Annotated in this window: 13 protein-coding genes and 2 tRNA genes; 7 read left to right on the top strand and 8 right to left on the bottom strand. The window is 38.9% G+C overall.

Going from position 1 to position 20,974, the window contains the following annotated elements:
• A partial coding sequence (locus tag H4O18_RS21410; protein ID WP_187588498.1) for a glycosyltransferase occupies window positions 1-985 on the bottom strand: 985 nt, incomplete at its 3' end.
• Between the two features lie 140 nt (window positions 986-1,125).
• Between H4O18_RS21410 and glf the strand changes: the two genes are divergently transcribed.
• Window positions 1,126-2,223, top strand: coding sequence for a UDP-galactopyranose mutase (gene glf / locus H4O18_RS21405; protein WP_187588496.1), 1,098 nt, complete (start codon window positions 1,126-1,128; stop codon window positions 2,221-2,223).
• Window positions 2,224-2,234: 11 nt separating this feature from the next.
• Here the strand turns inward: glf and thrC are convergent, their stop codons facing one another.
• The 3 genes from thrC to thrA form a co-directional block, all read right to left on the bottom strand.
• On the bottom strand, window positions 2,235-3,530 hold the full coding sequence (thrC, locus tag H4O18_RS21400; RefSeq protein WP_187588494.1) for a threonine synthase: 1,296 nt from the start codon (window positions 3,528-3,530) through the stop codon (window positions 2,235-2,237).
• A gap of 69 nt (window positions 3,531-3,599) precedes the next feature.
• A complete protein-coding gene (locus tag H4O18_RS21395; protein WP_187588492.1) occupies window positions 3,600-4,532 on the bottom strand; it encodes a homoserine kinase in 933 nt (310 codons plus the stop codon).
• A gap of 35 nt (window positions 4,533-4,567) precedes the next feature.
• Window positions 4,568-7,012 carry a bifunctional aspartate kinase/homoserine dehydrogenase I gene (gene thrA / locus H4O18_RS21390; protein WP_187588490.1) on the bottom strand — a complete coding sequence of 815 codons (2,445 nt, stop codon included), beginning with the start codon at window positions 7,010-7,012 and terminating at the stop codon, window positions 4,568-4,570.
• Between the two features lie 268 nt (window positions 7,013-7,280).
• Between thrA and H4O18_RS21385 the strand changes: the two genes are divergently transcribed.
• On the top strand, window positions 7,281-8,825 hold the full coding sequence (locus tag H4O18_RS21385) for an NAD(P)H-hydrate dehydratase (RefSeq protein ID WP_187588488.1): 1,545 nt from the start codon (window positions 7,281-7,283) through the stop codon (window positions 8,823-8,825).
• Between the two features lie 33 nt (window positions 8,826-8,858).
• On the opposite strand, the gene H4O18_RS21380 is transcribed toward H4O18_RS21385, so the two are convergent.
• On the bottom strand, window positions 8,859-9,269 hold the full coding sequence (locus H4O18_RS21380) for an STAS/SEC14 domain-containing protein (protein ID WP_187588486.1): 411 nt from the start codon (window positions 9,267-9,269) through the stop codon (window positions 8,859-8,861).
• 204 nt (window positions 9,270-9,473) lie between these two features.
• Entirely contained in the window at window positions 9,474-12,026 is a 2,553-nt protein-coding gene (locus H4O18_RS21375; RefSeq protein WP_187588484.1) for an ATP-dependent Clp protease ATP-binding subunit, read from the bottom strand.
• Window positions 12,027-12,283: 257 nt separating this feature from the next.
• On the opposite strand from H4O18_RS21375, the gene gyrA reads away from it, so the two are divergent.
• Together gyrA and H4O18_RS21365 are read left to right on the top strand one after the other, a co-directional pair.
• Window positions 12,284-14,815 carry a DNA gyrase subunit A gene (gene gyrA / locus H4O18_RS21370; protein ID WP_187588482.1) on the top strand — a complete coding sequence of 844 codons (2,532 nt, stop codon included), beginning with the start codon at window positions 12,284-12,286 and terminating at the stop codon, window positions 14,813-14,815.
• A gap of 33 nt (window positions 14,816-14,848) precedes the next feature.
• Window positions 14,849-16,111: a tetratricopeptide repeat protein gene (locus tag H4O18_RS21365; protein ID WP_187588480.1), complete on the top strand. Its 1,263-nt coding sequence runs from the start codon at window positions 14,849-14,851 to the stop codon at window positions 16,109-16,111.
• 54 nt (window positions 16,112-16,165) lie between these two features.
• Here H4O18_RS21365 and H4O18_RS21360 read toward each other — a convergent pair whose 3' ends face one another.
• Both H4O18_RS21360 and H4O18_RS21355 read right to left on the bottom strand, forming a co-directional pair.
• A complete protein-coding gene (locus tag H4O18_RS21360) occupies window positions 16,166-16,918 on the bottom strand; it encodes a C40 family peptidase (protein ID WP_187588478.1) in 753 nt (250 codons plus the stop codon).
• A 22-nt stretch (window positions 16,919-16,940) separates the two neighbouring features.
• Entirely contained in the window at window positions 16,941-18,116 is a 1,176-nt protein-coding gene (locus H4O18_RS21355; protein WP_187588476.1) for an acetyl-CoA C-acyltransferase, read from the bottom strand.
• A 238-nt stretch (window positions 18,117-18,354) separates the two neighbouring features.
• Between H4O18_RS21355 and H4O18_RS21350 the strand changes: the two genes are divergently transcribed.
• The 3 genes from H4O18_RS21350 to H4O18_RS21340 all read left to right on the top strand — a co-directional run bounded on the left by H4O18_RS21350 (window position 18,355) and on the right by H4O18_RS21340 (window position 20,762).
• Window positions 18,355-20,403, top strand: coding sequence for an HD family phosphohydrolase (locus H4O18_RS21350; protein WP_187588474.1), 2,049 nt, complete (start codon window positions 18,355-18,357; stop codon window positions 20,401-20,403).
• Between the two features lie 156 nt (window positions 20,404-20,559).
• Window positions 20,560-20,643, top strand: a tRNA-Ser gene (locus H4O18_RS21345).
• 41 nt (window positions 20,644-20,684) lie between these two features.
• Window positions 20,685-20,762, top strand: a tRNA-Pro gene (locus tag H4O18_RS21340).
• Window positions 20,763-20,974 lie beyond the last annotated feature (212 nt).

The raw sequence follows: 20,974 nt of genomic DNA, 5'->3' as shown, positions 1-20,974 counted from the left end.
TTTCTTTCCTGACTTCGGCTACGTTTTTTGCCATTTGTTGATAGTCTTCATGGGACAGGTTTTTTAATTTCCCATCCAACTCCTCCAGGGAGGAAATGCAAATTCCCAATTGACGTTCCTTAATGACTGCCGCAATCGCGGCTTTATCCCAGATAATAATTGGTAAGCCACAAAGCAAATAAAGTGATGTTTTATGTGGATTGTTGTATAAAAGGTATTGCCCAAAATGACCGGCACATTCGTTTATGGAATTACCGTTCCAAACGAGACCGAAGGAACCTTTTATGTGTTGCGCAACCTCATCCGGGGAAAACATGCCCTCAAAACTAATGATGGAGTTTGTGGTATCCACATTATCCTTTATAAAACCACTACCGTATAATTTTAAATGAAAACTATTATTTTTTAGGGCATCCAATTTATAGATAAAAGCGCTTTTTGCCATTCCCAATCCTCCGGCAAAAACTACATTGAACATACCGTTTTTGGATAGTTCTGGAGCTGAATAGTTGCTACTGTCGTCCAAATAATCGAACATGTACAGTGGAATTAACTTGGCCGTTGATCCTTGATCCTCGAACCACTTTTTCATATTGTCGTTATGTACTATGATCACATCGGCACAGGAAAATTTTTTCATTTCCCGAGCAATGTCCTTGCTTTTTCCCATGAGGTATTTAACATCGTGAATGATCAATACTATTTTACATTTTTTTATTCCCGCTATGGTGGTAATGTATTTATAATATTTGCTTAAGGGATATTGAATGGCCAAAGTTGAATTTTTTGGCAATCGAATAAGGCCTTTCGTAATTCCGAAAAAACTCACTATCGCTCCTATGGCCGAACTGGCAAAAGTAGTTTGCTTAAAGCCTAAATTTTTGAAACCTATATTATCCAAGATCCGTTCGCAATCTGTTTTGGGCTTGGAGGCCGCACTGTTGGTAGCCTTGTAATTTCGGGAGATGTAAAATAAATTGGTCATTACAGGTTGATTGTTTAAGCCTTACAAATATAGTTATGTTATTGCAAAGGGGATTTTTTTTTTGAATTCAATTCATAAACACTATAATATACATTAGTTTTACTTTTTTATTAATTATAATGGACTCTAATTGACCTAAAATGAAATACGATTACCTGATTGTTGGAGCTGGACTTTTTGGTGCTGTTTTTGCCCATGAGGCCAAGAAGAAGGGGAAAAAATGCTTAATAATCGATAAACGTCCACATCTTGGTGGCAATGTTTATTGTGAGGAAGTGGAGGGTATAAATGTGCACAAGTATGGGGCCCATATCTTTCATACCAATGACAAGACAATATGGGATTATGTAAATGGCTTTGTAGAATTTAACCGATATACCAATTCCCCAGTGGCCAATTATAAAAATGAGCTTTATAATTTACCTTTTAATATGAATACCTTTTATCAGCTATGGAAGGTAAAGACTCCAGAGGAGGCCAAGGCGGTCATAGCGGAACAGGTCAGGGAAGTAGGGGTTAAAAACCCAAAGAATTTGGAAGAACAAGCCTTGTCACTGGTAGGAAAGGACATATATAAAAAGTTGATCAAAGGGTATACGGAGAAACAATGGGGGAGAAAAGCTACCGAGCTGCCAGCTTTTATCATTAAAAGATTGCCTTTGCGATTTACGTTCGACAATAATTATTTTAATGACAAATATCAAGGAATTCCCATAGGAGGTTACAATAAATTGGTCAATGGATTATTGGACGGTATTGAAACTCGGTTGGAGGTTGATTTTTTTAAGGATAAGACAGAATTAATGTCATTGGCAAATCAGGTAGTATTTACAGGAAAGATTGATGAATTTTATGATTACCGCTATGGTAAACTGGAGTACAGGAGTTTGGATTTTAAGCACGAAACTTTGGATATGGAAAATTACCAGGGTAATGCAGTTGTAAATTACACCGCCTCAGAAATACCCTATACCCGTATCTTGGAGCATAAACATTTTGAATTTGGGACTCAGAAAAAGACCGTAATTACAAAAGAATATCCAACGGAATGGTCTGGTAATAAAGAACCTTATTACCCAATCAATGATACTAGGAACAATGAAATTTTCACCAAATACAAAGCATTGTCCGAACAGGACAATATTATTTTTGGAGGTAGGCTAGCGGAGTATAAATATTACGATATGCATCAAGTAATTGCCTCCGCATTGGCCAAATGCAAAAAAATCTTCAACTAGGTTCTATTCACTTACTTACCTAATAAAAAGTCCTTCAGTTCATCGTATTGGGCAATTTTGATTGCCTTTTTCTTTTTGCCCATAACTTTCACTATGCTTTCCGGTAAGTCTATGTTTTCTCGAATGGTATCTTCTACAACATCCAAAAATTTCACAGGGTGTGCAGTTTCGAGAAAAATACCAAAGGTGTCCGGATGGGTTTCCTGATACTTCTTTAAGCCCAAATAACCAACAGCACCGTGCGGATCGGCAACATAGGTGTAATCGTTGTATAATTTAAGCATGGCCTCTTTGGTCTCTTTATCCGTAAAGGAATAGGAAGATAGGTTTTTTGTTAGCGCTTCAAAATTATCCTTGTACAAATGCCTTATCCTAATAAAGTTACTGGGGTCCCCAACATCCATGGCATTGGATATAGTGGCGATGGAAGCCTTAGGGTCATAGGTAGCTGTTGTCATATAACGCGGAACCACATCGTTCACATTCGTTGAAGCGATAAAATGATTGCAGGGCATTCCCAACCTTTGGGCCATAATACCTGCACAGATATTTCCAAAATTACCGCTAGGTACGGAAAATATGATTTCCTTGCCCTTGGATTTCATCTCTTTGTAGGCAAACAAAAAGTAAAACATTTGTGGAAGCCATCTGGCCACGTTGATACTATTGGCCGAGGTCAATTGCATGTTCTGTATCAATTCTTCGTCCAAGAACGCTGTTTTCACCATATTTTGACAATCGTCAAAAGTGCCGTCCACTTCCAGCGCTTTAATGTTTTTGCCTAAGGTTGTCAACTGTTTCTCCTGTATGTCGCTAACTTTTCCGCTAGGATATAGAATTACAACCTTAACCCCGTCCACTCCCAAAAATCCATTCGCTACCGCACCTCCCGTATCTCCGGAAGTGGCAACCAATACCGTTACATCCTTGGTGTTTTCGGTTGAAAAATATCCCAGACACCTCGCCATAAATCTAGCGCCTACATCCTTAAAAGCCAGGGTGGGGCCATGAAAGAGTTCCAGAGTGGCCACCCCATTTTCAATTTCTACAATGGGAAAATCAAAATCCAATACATCTGCAAGAATTTCCTTCAAAGCTTCCTCCGGAATATCCTCACCTACAAATTGTTGAATTGCTAAAAATGCAATTTCATGATTGGTGTAATTTTCTATATTATCAAAAAAATCTTTGGGTAAAGCTTGAATTTTTTCAGGGAAATATAACCCGCGATCAGGGGCAATTCCTTTTATAACAGCATCTTTGAAAGATACATTTGGAGCTTGTTTGTTAAGGCTATAAAAGTTCATTAGTAATTGTTGTTAAGGTGAAATATATTTTTCAAGTTCCGTTTTTCAATTTCTTGCAAAACTTGTATCTCAATTTTCTATTATTTTAATTCCTTCAGTATTTATTTTTGACACGTGCACGTCATAGTCAACTCCTATTTTTTCGTACACATTTCTCATGGCCTCGCCTACTTTAACGGCAATCTCCTTTCCTTTGCTCAAGGCAAATATTGAGGGGCCCGAGCCAGATATTCCGCAGCCTAGAGCACCGGCATTTAAAGCATCTTCCTTGACCTTATCGAATCCTGGAATAAGAATAGAGCGAATAGGCTCAACAATATGGTCTACCAGTGACCTCCCGATCAATTCATAATCATTGGTGTACAGTCCAGCGATAAGTCCACCTACATTTCCCCATTGTTTTATGCCGTCTTCCAAGGAAATTGATGTTTTTAATATCCGCCTGGAGTCCGAGGTCCTTACTTCTATTTGTGGGTGTATGACTGTTGCGTACAACTCTGGTGGGGTGGGAATTTTTACAATATCCAAGGGTTGGTAACTGCGCACCAAGGTAAAACCGCCAAATAGGGCAGGGGCAACATTATCGGCATGCGCCACTCCACTTGCCAAACGCTCTCCCTCCATGGCAAATTTTACCAAGTCCGAAGTGGTAAAAGGACTATCCAATAATTGGTTCATGGCCCAAACTGCTCCAGCAGAACTGGCAGCACTACTTCCTATACCGCTGCCGGCCTTAATGTTTTTGTAGATTTCGATTTCAAAACCGCCAACATGATCACTTTCTGCCAATAGGGCCAAACCGGCAACCCCAGCTACATTTTGTAAGGTTTCTGTGGGCAGGTCCTGGCCGATAAGTTTGGTTATTTTTATTCCTTTTTCATTGGTTTTCCTAACCACCATCTCATCACCTACGGAGTCCAACGCAAGTCCCAATACGTCAAAGCCACAGGAAACATTTGCTATGGTAGCCGGACAGAAAATTCTTATTTCGTTAGTTTTCATTTAAATCGATATAATTTCAGAGTTATGGAGCTTCCTTAAAAATTACCGATGCGTATAATATCGGCGAATATTCCGGATGCCGTAACATCGGCTCCGGCTCCAGCTCCTTTAATAATCATAGGTTGGTTGGGATAACGCTCTGTGTAGAACAGTACAATATTATCACTTCCTTCCAAATTATAAAAATCATGTCCTTTAGGGATGCGTTGCAGGCCTACACTGGCTTTGCCATCTTCGAACTGTGCAACATATTTCAGCTTGCTATCTTCGTCTAAGGCTTTTTTGTACATCTCTTGAAATGAAGCCTCATGCTTGGTCAGCGTCTTGAAGAAATCCTCATTGTTGGTTGTTTCCAAGCTCTCTTTGGGTAGGAAAGGGTTGTTTTGGATATCCTCTATATTCAATACATTTCCACTTTCCCTTGCCAAAATTAATATTTTGCGCATAACATCCACCCCGCTCAAATCTATTTTGGGGTCTGGTTCTGTATAGCCTTCCACCTGTGCTTCCTTTACTATATCATGGAATGTAGTGGTGTCGTTAAAATTGTTGAATACAAAATTTAAGCTACCGGACAGCACAGCTTGAATTTTAAGAATTTTGTCTCCGGAAGCAACTAGATGTTTCAAAGTGTCTATAATTGGTAAACCGGCTCCCACATTCGTTTCGAAAAGAAAAGGTGCATTGTACTGTCTTGCCAGATCTTTTAATTCCTGATAGTTGTCATAAGCAGACGAACAAGCTATCTTATTACAGGTTACAACAGATATACTATTTCTTAGGTAGGAATTATAGGTTTCCGAAACTTCTTGGCTGGCGGTATTATCTACAAAAATGCTATTTCTGTAATTAAGCTTTTTAACCTTGTCAAAAAATAGCTCCCTATTGGCTTCTTCACCGTTATTTAGTAGTTCTTGCCAGTTTTTAAGGGGAATTCCATCTTCATCAAAAATCATTTTCCTGGAATTGGACATGCCAATAACCCTGATGTTAAGTTTTAGTTTTTCCTTTAAATACTTCTTTTGGGATTGTATCTGGTTTAGGAATTTTGCACCTACATTACCTACCCCCATAACAAAGAGGTTCAACTGCTTTACATTTTCTTCAAAAAATTCTTCGTGTAAAGTATTGAGTGCCTTTTTTACATCTTCCTTAAGGATAACCGCGGATATATTCCTTTCGGAGGCGCCTTGTGCAATGGCCCTTATGTTGACGTTGTTTTTTCCAAGGGTGCTGAACATCTTTCCGCTAAGACCTTGATGGCTTTTCATGTTATCACCCACCAAAGCAATTATTGCCAGATCTTTTTCGGCAACCACCGGTTTTATTTTTCCAAGCGAAATTTCAATATCAAAAGCATCATTAATAACCTGTACGGCATGGTCAGCGTCCTGATTATCGATTCCTATGCATATGGAATGCTCGGATGAAGCTTGGGTAATCATAACAACACTGATCCCTGCAGTGGAAATAACTTCGAAAAAGCGTTTGGAAATACCTGTGATTCCTACCATACCTGGACCTTCAAGAGATACCAGAGCAATGTTTTCCACATGGCTTATGCCACGTACTGTTTTACCTTGACCATTTTTGTTCTTGGTAATTAAGGTACCTGGAGCTTCTGGGTCAAAGGTGTTTTTAATAACTATGGAAATGCCTTTGGTCAATACTGGTTGTATTGTAGGAGGGTATAGGACTTTGGCGCCAAAGTGGGACAGTTCCATGGCTTCTTCATAAGAAATATGAGGAATGGCCATGGCTTGTTTTACTATTTTTGGGTTGGCGGTATACATACCACTTACATCGGTCCATATTTCCAAAACTTCCGCATTTATGGCATTGGCTACAATTGCTGCGGTATAGTCGGAGCCCCCTCGTCCCAAAGTGGTGGAATCCCCATTTACGGCAGAGGAAATAAAGCCCCCCATGATTATTACACTATTCTTGCTATCCTCTATGAAAGAAGTAATGTTTCGGTTTGTTAGTTCGAAGTTTACGGCTGCCTTTCCAAAATTGGAATTGGTTTTTATTAGTTGTCTACTATCGGCATGTACAACGTCTATTCCTTCAACAATAAAATATTCGCTTATAATATAAGAGGAAAGCAGCTCTCCATAACTAACAATTTTGTCAGATAGTTTAGGGGTGATCTCTCCTATCAGATAAGCCCCCTCAAGAAGTGTTTCCAGTGTATTGAGTTCGCTTTTTACTTTGCTTAGTACCTTGCTTTGGGAATGTATTGGAATTAGTTCCTTTATGGTCAATAGATGCCTGTCCTCTATTTCTTTAAGAATAGTTTTATAGGTTTGGTCCTGTGAGGAAGCTAAGGCTGCGGTTTTTAATAGCAGATCTGTAATTCCACCTAGGGCTGAAACCACTACTACGGTTTTGTCCGACTCAAGGTTGGCGATAATATTTTTTACTAAGCTTATATTTTTAGCGTTGGCAACCGAAGTACCACCGAATTTTAGAACTTTCATGGTTCAATAGGATTAAATAATAAAAACTGTATTTTGATATAATTGTGTAACGGACGTATATGTAGTAGCTTACCCCAATGGGGTAGTGGTGCTGATAACAGTAATAGCAATGCAACCATCAATTAATGGTGAATTAGGTAGTATTATGTCCGTATTGTTAAATGTCATCATAAGAATAAAGAACCAAATGTAGTATTTTTGATTGCCCAATCAAATGTTTGGAGAGATTTTTACTAAATCAACAATTTTTTCTAAATAATCTTATTGAATGAAGATTTTTAATGCTAAACAGATATACGATGCTGATAAATTCACAATAGATAAGCAGCAGATAACCAGTAATCAATTCATGGAAAGGGCTGCAATTCAGATTTTTAACTGGATACATTCTCGGTTGCAGGGAGCTCAAACAAAGATTTACCTGTTTAGCGGTATTGGTAATAATGGGGGTGATGGGTTAGTGCTGGCCCGACATTTACAGGAACACGGGTACAATGTTGAGGTTCATATTGTTAACTATAGTGAGCATAGGTCAGAAGATTTTTTAATAAATCTTGACAGATTAAAGGAAATAAAGATTTGGCCCAATTTTTTGAGCGAAGAATCCGAATTGCCCACTATTGGGAAAGAGGATATTGTGGTTGATGCCATTTTTGGAATTGGATTAAACAGGGTCCCTGACCTTTGGGTGATAAATCTGATGCAGCACCTTAATAATTCCAATGCATTTATACTTTCTATTGATATGCCCTCCGGACTCTTTATGGATAGTGGGCCAACCAATATGGATGGGGTAATAAAAGCAAATATTGTACTTACTTTTCAAGTGCCAAAACTTGTTTTTTTTCTTCCTGAAACCGGCAAATTTTTTGATCATTGGGAGATTTTGGACATAGGTCTAGATCAGGAATTTTTATTTAAATCAGAGTCGGATTATGAGCTGATCGGTAAAAATGAAGTACTATCCATGTATATCCCGCGGGAAAAATATTCACATAAGGGCAGTTATGGGCATTCTTTGATTATCGGAGGTAGTTATGGCAAGATCGGGGCGGTTATTTTGGCTGCCAAAGGCAGTTTATGCGCCGGCAGTGGATTGGTCACCGCATATGTGCCTAAATGTGGATATGTACCCATACAAACGGCCCTGCCAGAAGCAATGGTCGTTACTGATAGTGATGAAAGGGAAATTTCCAATATCGATTATGATGTGGCTCCTACTGTAATTGGCATAGGGGTCGGCATTGGTACAAGTGGGGCCACTGTTAAGGCATTTTCTGAATTTTTGCATAAGAATAAGGTTCCTTTGGTTATAGATGCGGACGGCCTGAACATCCTTTCCAAGAATCCTGATTTATTTAAAAAAATGCCTCCGAATACCGTTTTAACCCCTCATCCTAAGGAGTTGGAGCGTATTATTGGGAAATGGAAGGATGATTTTGATAAATTGAAAAAGACAAAGGAATTCTCTAAAAAATTTGACTGTATCGTTATTATTAAGGGTGCCAATAGCATCGTTATATATGGGGATAAAGGATATGTGAATACTACTGGGAATCCGGGAATGGCAACTGGCGGAAGTGGTGATGTGCTGACGGGTATAATTACTGGGCTGATTGCACAAGGATATTTGCCATTACATGCTGCTATTTTTGGAGTGTTTATCCATGGTAGGGCGGCTGATATTGCCGTAGAGAACTGTGGTTTTCAAGCCTTAATTGCAAGTGGGATAATCGATAATATTGGGAAGGCTTATTTGGAGCTCTTTCAAGTACGGGAACCTGAAGATGTCCAAGGGGAAAGTGAACAATAGTATGTCATTATCAATCAATGATAATGACATGTTTTAGTCAATATTCGCAGTTTTTACACGCCTTTTAATCCATGTAAGGGCATTGTCCTGGTCAATGAAGAATTTCATTGGTTTTTTGTAAAAAAGTCTCTCAATGTTAAAGTTGTGCATGTCTATTTCTTTGATAGAAACTACGGCAAAAGCTTTTAGATTGTCTATTTCCCTGATCTGATTGTATACCATTGGGTCAATGGCATAGGAATTTTTTCTTAAGCTTATGTAACCGAAGTTTTTATTTCTGTAGTGAATTTCCATGATACCAATAAGTTGAAAAACTCGTTCCTTGGTAATAGTACTTCCTTCATCAAAAATAGAAACCATGTAATCGTCAAATACCTGTACTTTTCCAATGTCCAGTTGATATTCTCGTACGATAATAGTCTTCTTGGGTCGTCCGACTTTCATTCTTCGTATTTTATATAGTGTGTCTGCAGCGAATGTAGAATTAAGTGCAACTATTTAAAAAATTATTAGATAAAAGACACTTTAATCGTTTATGTGGAATGGAAATTGGATTACTGTGTTTTATTTCTTACAAAGCTTGGGGAATACATAAAAAAAAAGAGTAGCCATTAGCTACTCCTTTTTTCCTTTATATTGAGGTCCAAATTAGGTTTTGGACGACTTTTCTGCTTTTTTGATCTTAATGGTAAGCTCTTCTTTTGCTTCATCCAAATCCATGTGGATAGTATCGCCTTCCTCTAATTTGGAATTTACGATTTCTTCGGCCAAGGCATCTTCAATATATTTTTGAATGGCTCTTTTAAGTGGCCTTGCTCCGTATTGCCTGTCAAAACCTTTTTCGGCAATATAGTCTTTGGCTTTATCGGTAAGCTGTAGATCGTATCCTATGTCTTTAATTCTAAGGAACAATTTGTTAAGCTCGATATCGATTATCCTATGAATATCTTCACGTTCCAAGGCATTGAATACAATAACGTCATCTATTCTGTTCAAGAACTCTGGTGCAAAGGCCTTTTTTAAGGCATTTTCAATAACACTTTTTTGATGGGTGTCGGCTTGGGCCTTTTTTGCTGAGGTACCAAAACCAACTCCTTGACCAAAATCCTTCAGTTGTCTTGCTCCAATGTTCGAGGTCATTATAATGATCGTATTTCTAAAATCGATCTTTCTGCCAAGACTATCTGTTAAATAACCGTCATCCAGCACTTGTAGAAGCATATTGAATACATCTGGGTGCGCTTTTTCAATTTCATCCAAAAGAATAACGGAATAAGGCTTACGTCGCACTTTTTCGGTCAACTGCCCACCTTCTTCGTATCCTACGTATCCCGGAGGTGCACCTACAAGTCTCGATATGGCGAATTTCTCCATATATTCACTCATGTCTACTCTGATCAATGCGTCTTCGGAATCAAATAGCTCCTTGGCCAATACTTTGGCAAGCTGTGTTTTGCCAACTCCAGTCTGTCCTAAAAATATAAAGGAACCAATAGGCTTATTGGGGTCTTTTAGACCGGCCCGGTTACGTTGAATAGCTTTGGCTACCTTGGCAACGGCATCATCCTGTCCAATTACATTGCTCTTGATGAGTTTTGGCAATTCTGCCAATTTGTTGCTTTCTGTTTGGGCAATCCTGTTAACGGGAATACCGCTCATCATGGATACTACGTCCGCAACATTATCTTCAGTAACAGTTTCTTTGTGAAGTTTGCTGTCTTCTTCCCATCTTTCTTGGGCAATGGCCAGATCTTTTTCTATCCTTTTTTCATCGTCCCTCAGCTTCGCAGCTTCCTCGTATTTTTGTTTTTTTACGACAGTATTCTTAAGCTCACGAACGTCTTCCAATTGTTTTTCCAGTTCCAAAATTTGTTTGGGAACATCCATGTTTACAATATGGACACGAGAACCTGCTTCGTCCAAGGCATCAATGGCCTTGTCCGGAAGATATCTATCAGTCATATACCTGTTCGTAAGTTTTACACAGGCAATTATAGCCTCGTCAGTGTAAATTACATTATGATGGTCTTCGTATTTACCTTTGATGTTTTTTAAGATTTCAATGGTTTCTATAACGGTTGTAGGTTCAACAATTACTTTTTGAAAACGCCTTTCCAAGGCACCATCTTTTTCTATATATTGTCTGTATTCATCTAGGGTAGTGGCTCCTATACATTGAATTTCTCCTCTCGCCAAGGCTGGCTTGAACATATTGGAGGCATCTAAACTGCCTGTTGCTCCACCTGCCCCTACAATGGTGTGTATCTCGTCAATGAATAAAATAACGTCATCGTTCTTTTCCAGTTCGTTCATAACCGCTTTCATTCGCTCTTCAAACTGGCCGCGATATTTGGTTCCGGCCACCAAAGAGGCTAGATCCAAGGTTACAACTCTCTTATTGTAAAGGATTCGAGAGACTTTCTTATTAATTATCCTTAGTGCAAGACCTTCGGCTATGGCACTTTTACCAACACCTGGCTCTCCAATTAAAAGAGGATTGTTCTTTTTTCTTCTACTCAGGATTTGCGAAACCCTTTCTATCTCCTTTTCTCGGCCCACTACGGGGTCCAATTTATTCTCCTCGGCCATTTTGGTAAGGTCGCGTCCAAAATTGTCCAATACAGGGGTTTTGGATTTTTTACTTCCTTTTTGCCCTGTGCCGGAGGAGCCGAAGCCTCCTTCTTTTTCTTCATTAGGTTCATCGGAATCACTTGGAAAGGATTCGGATGTAGGAGAGTCTATATAATCGTCATCACTAGTTATCATTGATTTAAACTGGTCTTTTACTCCATCGTAATCCACTTTTAATTTATGCAATAATTTTGTGGTAGGGTCATTCTCATTGCGCAAAATGCACAGTAATAAATGGGCCGTATTGATAGAGGAGCTTTGAAATAATTTAGCTTCTAAAAATGTTGTTTTCAGTGCACGCTCCGCCTGTCTGGTCAAATGCAGGTTCTTTTTATCCTTTTGTGCACTACCAGCGTTTGGATTGGCAGGACTTAATATCTCCACTTTTCTTCGCAGGTGATCCAAGTCCACATCCAATGCGTCTAAAATGCTTATTGCTTTTCCATTACCGTCCCGCAGTAATCCGAGCATTAAGTGCTCAGTACCAATGAAGTCGTGGCCCAATCTTAAGGCCTCTTCCTTGCTGTAAGCAATTACATCTTTTACTCTAGGGGAAAAATTGTCGTCCATAAAATATCCTTTCAACTTTAAAAATAGTAAATCTATACCAATCTATGGCAAATACTATACCTAATATTCGATAAAGACGGTCTAAGTGACGAAAAAATCCATGAATTACAAAAAATTTAACAATCAATTTGTTAACCGAAGCCGATATTGAAAGTGTTAATAAATTCTTCACAAAAGTATGCCCTAAATACTTGTATAGTATCGATTTTACGTATATTGTCGTGCTTTTTTAACTAAAAATAAATAGAAGATTTTAAATGGCAGAAGGAGAAAAATTAATTCCGATTAACATTGAAGATGAAATGAAATCTGCTTACATTGATTATTCAATGTCGGTCATTGTGTCACGTGCCCTGCCAGATGTTAGGGATGGTTTAAAACCAGTGCATAGAAGGGTTTTGTTCGGAATGCACGAGTTAGGTGTTAGGTCAAATAGTGCCCATAAGAAGTCTGCCCGTATCGTCGGGGAGGTTCTGGGTAAGTATCATCCACATGGTGATACCTCTGTTTATGATTCCATGGTCCGTATGGCCCAGGAATGGAGTTTAAGGTATATGTTGGTCGATGGTCAGGGTAACTTTGGTTCCATTGATGGTGACAGTCCGGCGGCAATGCGTTATACGGAGGCCCGTATGCGGAAGATTGCGGATGATATGTTGGCCGATATAGATAAGGATACTGTTGATCATCAACTTAATTTTGATGATTCTTTGCAGGAACCAACGGTGCTTCCTACCAGAGTTCCGAATTTATTGATAAACGGTGCTTCAGGTATTGCAGTAGGTATGGCAACCAATATGCCTCCACACAATCTTTCCGAAGTAGTGGACGGCACTGTGGCCTATATTGACAATAACGATATTGAAATCGATGAACTTATTACCCATATCAAAGCACCCGATTTTCCAACAGGTGGGATTATTTATGGCTATGATGGGGTAAAGGAGGCTTTTCATACCGGACGTGGTCGTGTAGTTATGAGGGCTAAGGCCAATTTTGAGGAAGTACAGGGAAGGGAGAGTATTATTGTTACCGAAATTCCGTATCAGGTTAACAAGGCAGACATGATAAAGAAGACTGCCGATTTGGTCAATGAAAAAAAGATTGAGGGAATTTCTACCATAAGAGATGAATCGGATAGGAACGGTATGCGTATCGTTTATATATTGAAAAGGGATGCTATTCCAAATATCGTCCTAAATACCCTGTATAAATATACATCACTACAGACCTCTTTTAGTGTTAATAACATTGCTTTGGTCAATGGAAGACCGCAATTATTGAATGTTAAGGAGATGATCCATTATTTTGTGGAGCACCGTCATGAAGTGGTTGTTAGGCGTACGGAGTTTGAATTGAAAAAGGCAGAGGACAGGGCTCATATCCTAGAAGGTCTTATCATAGCTTCGGATAATATAGACGAGGTTATTGCTATTATCAGAGCTTCTTCCAATGCCGACGAGGCTAGGGAAAAGCTTATGGAGCGCTTTAAGCTTAGTGAGATTCAGGCCAAGGCCATTGTTGAAATGCGTTTACGCCAATTGACAGGTCTGGAGCAAGATAAATTAAGAACGGAGTACGACGAAATAATCTTGACCATCGCCGATTTGAAGGACATTCTAGCTAAAAAAGAGCGAAGGATGCAAATAATCAAGGACGAGTTACTGGAGGTTAAAGATAAGTACGGGGATAACAGACGGTCTGAAATAAATTTTGCAGGTGGTGATCTTAGTATGGAAGATATGATTCCAGATGAGCAAGTGGTAATAACCATTTCACATGCCGGTTATATTAAAAGAACTCCGCTTTCCGAATATAAAACTCAGAACAGGGGTGGTGTTGGTCAAAAAGCATCTTCCACACGAAATGAAGATTTCTTGGAACACCTTTTTGTAGGTACCAACCATCAGTATATGTTGTTTTTTACGCAGAAAGGAAAATGTTTCTGGATGCGGGTCTATGAAATTCCAGAGGGTACAAAAACCTCCAAAGGTAGGGCCATCCAAAACTTGATCAATATTGAGAATGAAGATATGGTGAAAGCTTTTATCTGTACTCAGGATCTAAAGGATGAAGAATACGTAAACAGTCATTATGTAATAATGGCCACTAAAAAGGGTATTGTTAAAAAAACATCTTTGGAACAATATTCAAGACCAAGACAGAACGGAATAAATGCCATAAGTGTTCGTGAGGATGATGAACTTTTGGAAGCCAAACTTACCACTGGAGCCAGTCAGATATTCTTGGGATTAAAGTCCGGTAAGGCTATTAGGTTCGAGGAGGTTAAAACTAGGCCAATGGGTAGAAATGCCTCTGGTGTTCGCGGAATAACTTTGGCTCATGATAATGATGAGGTAATAGGAATGGTGGCCGTACACAATTTTGAGGAAGAAATTTTGGTGGTGTCGGAGAATGGTTACGGTAAACGTTCCAGTATTGAAGATTACAGGATTACCAATAGAGGAGGTAAAGGGGTGAAGACTATTTCCATTACCGACAAAACTGGTGGTTTGGTAGCTATTAAAAATGTTTCTGACTCCGATGATTTAATGATCATCAACAAATCGGGCATCGCTATTAGAATGAGTGTTGAAGATTTAAGGGTAATGGGAAGGGCAACACAGGGTGTTCGACTCATTAATATTAAAGGCAACGATTCTATTGCTGCGGTGGCTAAAGTAATGAAGGATGAAGATGAAATAGACGATATAACTACCTTGGAGGTAGATGCCAGTGAAGAAGATGGCACGGCTCTTGATAATGATAGTGCGGAAACCAAAGAATAACATTAAAACACTAACACGTAAATTTATATTGAAATGAAAACAAATATTTTAATAATCGCGACTATGTTCTGTTCTGTAGTCGGAATTGCTCAGAAGGATCAGATAAAAACGGCGGATAAAGCCTTAAAGTCTGGCGACGCCATGGCTGCAAAAACAGCTTTGGACGGTGCCGCTTCACTAATTAGCGGTGCAGATGAAAAAATGCAGGCTCAATATTACTTCTTAAGGGGGAGTGCTTATGCCGATTTGGCTAAAAAAGGTACCGCTGGTGCTTTCGATGAAGCTATTTCTTCCTTTAAAAAGGTAAGTGAAGTAGAAGAGAAAAGTGGAAAGGCCAAATACAGTTCTGATGCCCAGGAAAAGCTTTCCGGCATGACTGCCGATTTAATAAATTCTGCAGTTGAAGATAACAACAACAAAAAGTATGAGGAGGCAGCAGGTAAACTATATATGGGTTACCAATTAAGTCCAAGAGATACTGTTTATCTTTATTATGCCGCCAGTAGTGCAGTAAATGGTGGGCACTATGAAAAAGCACTTAAATACTATAACGAGTTAAAGGATTTAGGTTATGATGGTGGTGGTATGGTATACAAAGCTACCAATGTGTCTACCGGTGAGGTCGAGGAGATGGAGAAAACACAACGAGAGTTGATGGTCAAATCTGGAGCGTACAAAGATCCAGTAGATGAAAAAACTCCTTCCAAAACTACGGAAATCGTTAAGAATATTGCTTTGATATATACGCAATTAGGTCAAGATGACAAGGCATTGGATGCTTACAAGGATGCCAGGGCAAAAGATCCCATGGATGTAAACCTAATTTTGAACGAAGCGAACCTTTATTACAAAATGGGTGATAAGGAAAAATTTAAAGCCTTAATGGCGGAAGCTTCAGAAGTAGCTCCGGATAATCCAGATTTGTTCTATAATGTTGGTGTAATCAATATGGAACAAGGTAATATAGAGGATGCTAGAAAGGCTTATAAAAGGGCTATTGAAATTAATCCTGGATATGTAAATGCACAACTGAATCTTTCTACAACCTATGTTAATGAAGGTAATGGTTTGATAGATGAAATGAATTCACTTGGAAATTCTAAAAAGGATATCGCCAGATATGACGAACTAAAAGAGCAAAAAGATAGTTTGTTCCGCGATGGGGCCATCATTTTGGAAGATGCCTTAAAATTGAATCCTGATAACCAAAGTATTCTTTCTCAATTAAAGAATATATACGGAGCCTTAGGGGACAACGAAAACTTCCTACGTCTTAAAAAACTTGCTGGAGAGTAAATAAGAATATTTATAGAAAAGGAACAGGGCCATCGCTATACGATGGCCCTTTTTTTATATAATTTTTTTGATTACCCTTAGTTTGTGGGTGTAGGTATTGGTTTCTGTATTGAAAATACCTGTATGGTCTATGCGGTCTATCCTGACCTTGCCAAAGGAATGGATAACATAGTTGTTCTCCATGATAATCCCTACATGATCGATAATTCCGTCGTTGTTGTCAAAAAATGCCAGATCTCCCGGTTCACTTTCCTCAATGAAACTTAAAGCTTCTCCTTGGGTAGATTGCTGTTGGGCTCCCCTGAGCAGGCGATAGCCATTTGTTTTGTAGACCATTTGGGTAAATCCGGGGCCATCAATTCCAAATGTAGTTTTTCCGCCCCATAGGTAAGGGGCATTTAAATAGAGCAGTGCCTTTTGTACCAGTTGATTTTTATCTTGTTTCCCTATGGAAAATGTGCCATCGAATTTGTGATTCAAAAAGCAATATTGTTGAATGTTCGAGCCAAGAACTACAGGGAGCAGTACATTGTGTTCGGTTTCAATGAATGAAATTAGGTCCGACGATACTTTTGTGCATTCGGAATTTTCCAATTCAGTAAATCGGTCCTCATCAATTATGGTGAATTGTTGATTGCTTATCCAGCCCTCAAAATTGTCGAAAGCATTGCGGATCTTGCTCCATTTTTTTCTTTGCTCCAAAACCTTAAAATGTTCACCGTACAAAAGTTGGGATACCATTTCGCTAGTGTCATCTGCAATGGAGCGTACTGGAACAATACTAAGGTGGCAAATACCGTATTGCATGGGCTTGCTTTACAAGAACTTATTAATTTTTTTCTATAATTATGGCAGAAGCTCCACCACCACCGTTGCAAATGGCCGCTGCTCCAATTTTAGCATTGTTTTGTTCAAGTACGCTGAGCAATGTAATTATGATTCGGGCCCCGGAACAACCTAAAGGGTGGCCCAAAGAAACGGCTCCGCCATTTACATTTACATTTTTATCGGTAAGTCCGAGTATTTTCATATTGGCGAGACCAACTACAGAAAAGGCTTCGTTGAACTCAAAATAATCTACATCCTCAATGCTAATGCCCGCTTTGGTCAAGGCTTTAGGAAGTGCCTTTGCTGGCGCCGTGGTAAACCATTTTGGTTCCTGTGCGGCATCGGCATAGCTTTTTATGGTTGCCAAAGGCTTTAATCCTAGTTCCTTTGCTTTTTCACTACTCATTAGTACCAAGGCCGCGGCGCCATCGTTAATGGTTGAGGCGTTGGCTGCCGTAACAGTACCATCCTTTGAGAATGCTGGTCGTAATCCCGGAATTTTGTCCAGCTTTACATTTTTGAATTCTTCGTCTTCACTTACCAGTATGGGTTCACCTCTTCTTTGGGGAACTTCCACCGGAACTACTTCATTGGCAAATTTACCGTTCGCCCAGGCTTCGGCCGATCTTTGGTAAGATTGTATGGCAAAATTATCTTGATCTTCCCTACTAAATTTATATTCAGTAGCGCAGGCGTCTGCACAGGTCCCCATGGCCTGCTGATCATAGGCGTCTACCAGTCCATCTTTTTGCATACCATCCACTAGAGTGGCGGGTCCAAATTTTTGACCGCTCCTTAAATGAATATAATGCGGTATTAGGCTCATGTTTTCCATTCCACCTGCAACAACAATGTTATTGTCTCCCAATGCTATGGACTGGGCGGCCATCATTACTGATTTCATTCCTGAAGCACAAACTTTATTAACAGTGGTGCAAGGTACAGTATTGGGTATTCCGGCATAAATAGCAGCCTGTCTGGCCGGAGCCTGACCAGTTCCCGCTTGAACCACATTCCCCATAAGGACTTCCTCCACTTTAGAGGGGTCCAATTTTATTTTATTCAATGCACCTTTAATTGCAATAGCACCAAGTTCAGGCGCCGTAATAGTAGACAATGAGCCCATAAAGCTACCTATGGGTGTCCTTGCGGCAGAAACGATTACAACATCTTTCATCAAGTTCATTTTTATTATTTGCGAATTTAATAAATTAATGTGCAATGAGGTGTGCAACCGTGGAATATTCCAAGTTTTTTTATGAATTACGAGATTAATTTCAGTAGCAATAATTTGGGGAACAAAACAGCCTGTTACATGTAAAATAAGATATGTTGCACGCCAAAAGTTGTGTTATTTATGTAAAGTGGCATTTTAAGTTTATATTTTTCTATTTTTGACTATATATACTTTCCGTATGCGCACTTTTTTGGACAGCCTTTATAAAAATCATTCACTGGTTTATAAGTATTTTTTATATTTCTTGGCTGTTTTCTTTATTGTATTTTTTTTCCCTAAAGGAGGAAAATTTAAGTATGAATACCAAAAGGGCAAACCTTGGCAATACAACAATTTTTATGCTCCTTTCGATTTCTCAGTAAATAAAGGTGAGGAGGAAATTACTAAGGAAAGAGAGAAAATAGAAAGCGATCATATAGACTACTATAATTATGATGCCAATATTGTAGTAGAAGTAGATAGCACCATACAAAAGGAATTGACAAAGGTCTTTAATGCCTCTGAATTTGATAAGAACGAATTGGATGGGATAAAGGATGTGGCCAAAGACGTCTTGGATGAACTCTATGCAAATGGTATTCTATCCAAAATAGAACGCAGGAGTACCAAGAATAGCCTTTATCTGGTTAGGAATAATGAAGCTGTAAAGCTGAAATTTGATGAAGTTTATAGCTTATCTGATGTAGAAGGAGTTGTAAGAAGAAAATTGGCGCAAAGTCGATTATCTATTTATGAACCTTCATTTCAGGAGTTGTTCTTTAATTTTATTAAACCCAATGTTAGTTTCGATAGTGATTTGTCTAACAAGGAGTTGGAATCGGAGTATTCCAAGATTTCTTATACTTTGGGCAATGTAGACGAAGGCAAACTAATTATTGCCAAGGGAGAGGTAGTGGAGGATGGGGATCTTAGGGTTTTGGATTCGCTTAAAAGCGAGTTTGAGTCTGAATTATGGGAAGAAAATAATCAGTATTTAATACTGTTTGGGTACACCTTATTGGTGGCAATGGTATTGATGATGTTCTTTTTGTTTCTCAAAAAATATCGCCCGGAAATCTTTAAGGATAATACGAAGGTTACCTTTATCATAGTCAATATTCTGATTATGGTATTTATGACCACGATGGTGGTTAAATACAATGTAGAGTATGTTTTTGTGGTTCCTTTGTGTATTCTGCCTTTGGTGCTCAAAACTTTTTTTGATGCCAGATTGGGACTTTTTGTCCATGTTCTTACCGTTTTAATCCTGGGATTTGTAGTACCCAACAGTTTCGAATATATATTTCTACAGACCCTGGCGGGCATTGTTACTATCTTATCGGTGTCGGAACTGTATAAGAGGGCTAATTTATTTATATCCGTAGGTCAAATCACCCTGATTTATATTATTGGGTATTTTGCTTTTCATATGATCCACGAGGGCAACTTGGATGATATACAATGGATGGCTTTTGGATATTTTTTTCTCAATGGTATGATAACCTTGTTTGTTCAGCCATTGATTTATATTCATGAGAAAATATTTGGTTTGGTTTCCGATGTATCCCTCTTGGAATTGTCCGATACCAATTCAAAATTATTAAAGGAATTATCCAATAAGGCTCCGGGAACCTTTCACCATTCACTTCAGGTGGCAAATTTGGCGGAAGCAGCCGCCAATGAAATCGGTGCTAATGCCATGTTGGTTAGGGTTGGGGCGCTTTACCACGATATTGGTAAAATGAACAATCCCACCTATTTTACGGAAAACCAAATCACCAATGTAAACCCTCATGACGATTTGGAACCTATGGATGCTGCAGCCATAATTATCAACCATGTTATAGAAGGAATAGAAATTGCACGTAAAAATAAGGTACCGGACCGAGTAATTGATTTTATTAGGACCCATCATGGTACTTCATTGGTCTTTTATTTTTACAAAAAGCAAGAGGCTTTGGAAGGAGAGGTCAATGAAGAGGATTTTAGATATCCTGGTCCTATTCCATTTTCAAAAGAAACCGCTATTTTAATGATGGCAGATTCGGTAGAAGCCGCTTCCAAGAGTTTAAAGAATCCAACTTTTTTGATAATCGATGAATTCGTGGAAAGGATTATTGAAGGCCAGATAAAGGCAGATCAATTTTTAAATGCCAATATTACCTTTAAGGAAATTGAAGCGATCAAGAAGATATTAAAGCAGAAATTGGTCAATATTTACCATTTAAGGGTGGAATATCCTGACTAGTTGAATTTATGAATTGTTTGAGGGTTAATGAGATAGGAGTGATAAATACTAAATAAGTCATAAGAAGTGAAAAAAATATTGAAAAAATGTTGCGTTCTTATGAATGAAAAAGTACATTTGCAACCGCATTTTTAATGCATGATCTTTAAAATTATTGGAGAGGTGCCGGAGTGGTAACGGAGCAGATTGCTAATCTGTCGACGGGTAACTGTCGCCAGGGTTCGAGTCCCTGTCTCTCCGCTTTTTTTAAAAATAGTATTGTAGAGATGGTTTTACCATTTCGGGGTGTAGCGTAGCCCGGTTATCGCGCCGCGTTTGGGACGCGGAGGTCGCAGGTTCGAATCCTGCCACCCCGACCAAGAAAATCCGATCACATATGTGATCGGATTTTTTGTTTTCCAGTGCGTAGTTCCGACAGGAATTTAAGCAAGGGAAAACAAAAAAGGGATCATGTCCAAAATCTGGGTTTTTACCATTTTAAGAATATAATTTAATCAAGCGATATAAGAAGTATTCCGTATTCCTGACTCCCCTAAATTGTGATCTAAAAGCCTTTACTTTGGCATTAAAG

The sequence above is a fragment of the Arenibacter arenosicollis genome, assembly GCF_014397245.1.
Classification (GTDB): domain Bacteria; phylum Bacteroidota; class Bacteroidia; order Flavobacteriales; family Flavobacteriaceae; genus Arenibacter; species Arenibacter arenosicollis.
This window is presented reverse-complemented; position numbering and strand designations above follow the sequence as displayed.

Bases quoted from the DNA above. Each gene is read 5' to 3' on its own strand.
- glf (WP_187588496.1), top strand. From the start codon at position 1,126: ATGAAATACGATTACCTGATTGTTGGAGCTGGACTTTTTGGTGCTGTT.
- thrC (WP_187588494.1), bottom strand. From the start codon at position 3,530: ATGAACTTTTATAGCCTTAACAAACAAGCTCCAAATGTATCTTTCAAA.
- H4O18_RS21395 (WP_187588492.1), bottom strand. From the start codon at position 4,532: ATGAAAACTAACGAAATAAGAATTTTCTGTCCGGCTACCATAGCAAAT.
- thrA (WP_187588490.1), bottom strand. From the start codon at position 7,012: ATGAAAGTTCTAAAATTCGGTGGTACTTCGGTTGCCAACGCTAAAAAT.
- H4O18_RS21385 (WP_187588488.1), top strand. From the start codon at position 7,281: ATGAAGATTTTTAATGCTAAACAGATATACGATGCTGATAAATTCACA.
- H4O18_RS21380 (WP_187588486.1), bottom strand. From the start codon at position 9,269: ATGAAAGTCGGACGACCCAAGAAGACTATTATCGTACGAGAATATCAA.
- H4O18_RS21375 (WP_187588484.1), bottom strand. From the start codon at position 12,026: ATGGACGACAATTTTTCCCCTAGAGTAAAAGATGTAATTGCTTACAGC.
- gyrA (WP_187588482.1), top strand. From the start codon at position 12,284: ATGGCAGAAGGAGAAAAATTAATTCCGATTAACATTGAAGATGAAATG.
- H4O18_RS21365 (WP_187588480.1), top strand. From the start codon at position 14,849: ATGAAAACAAATATTTTAATAATCGCGACTATGTTCTGTTCTGTAGTC.
- H4O18_RS21360 (WP_187588478.1), bottom strand. From the start codon at position 16,918: ATGCAATACGGTATTTGCCACCTTAGTATTGTTCCAGTACGCTCCATT.
- H4O18_RS21355 (WP_187588476.1), bottom strand. From the start codon at position 18,116: ATGAAAGATGTTGTAATCGTTTCTGCCGCAAGGACACCCATAGGTAGC.
- H4O18_RS21350 (WP_187588474.1), top strand. From the start codon at position 18,355: ATGCGCACTTTTTTGGACAGCCTTTATAAAAATCATTCACTGGTTTAT.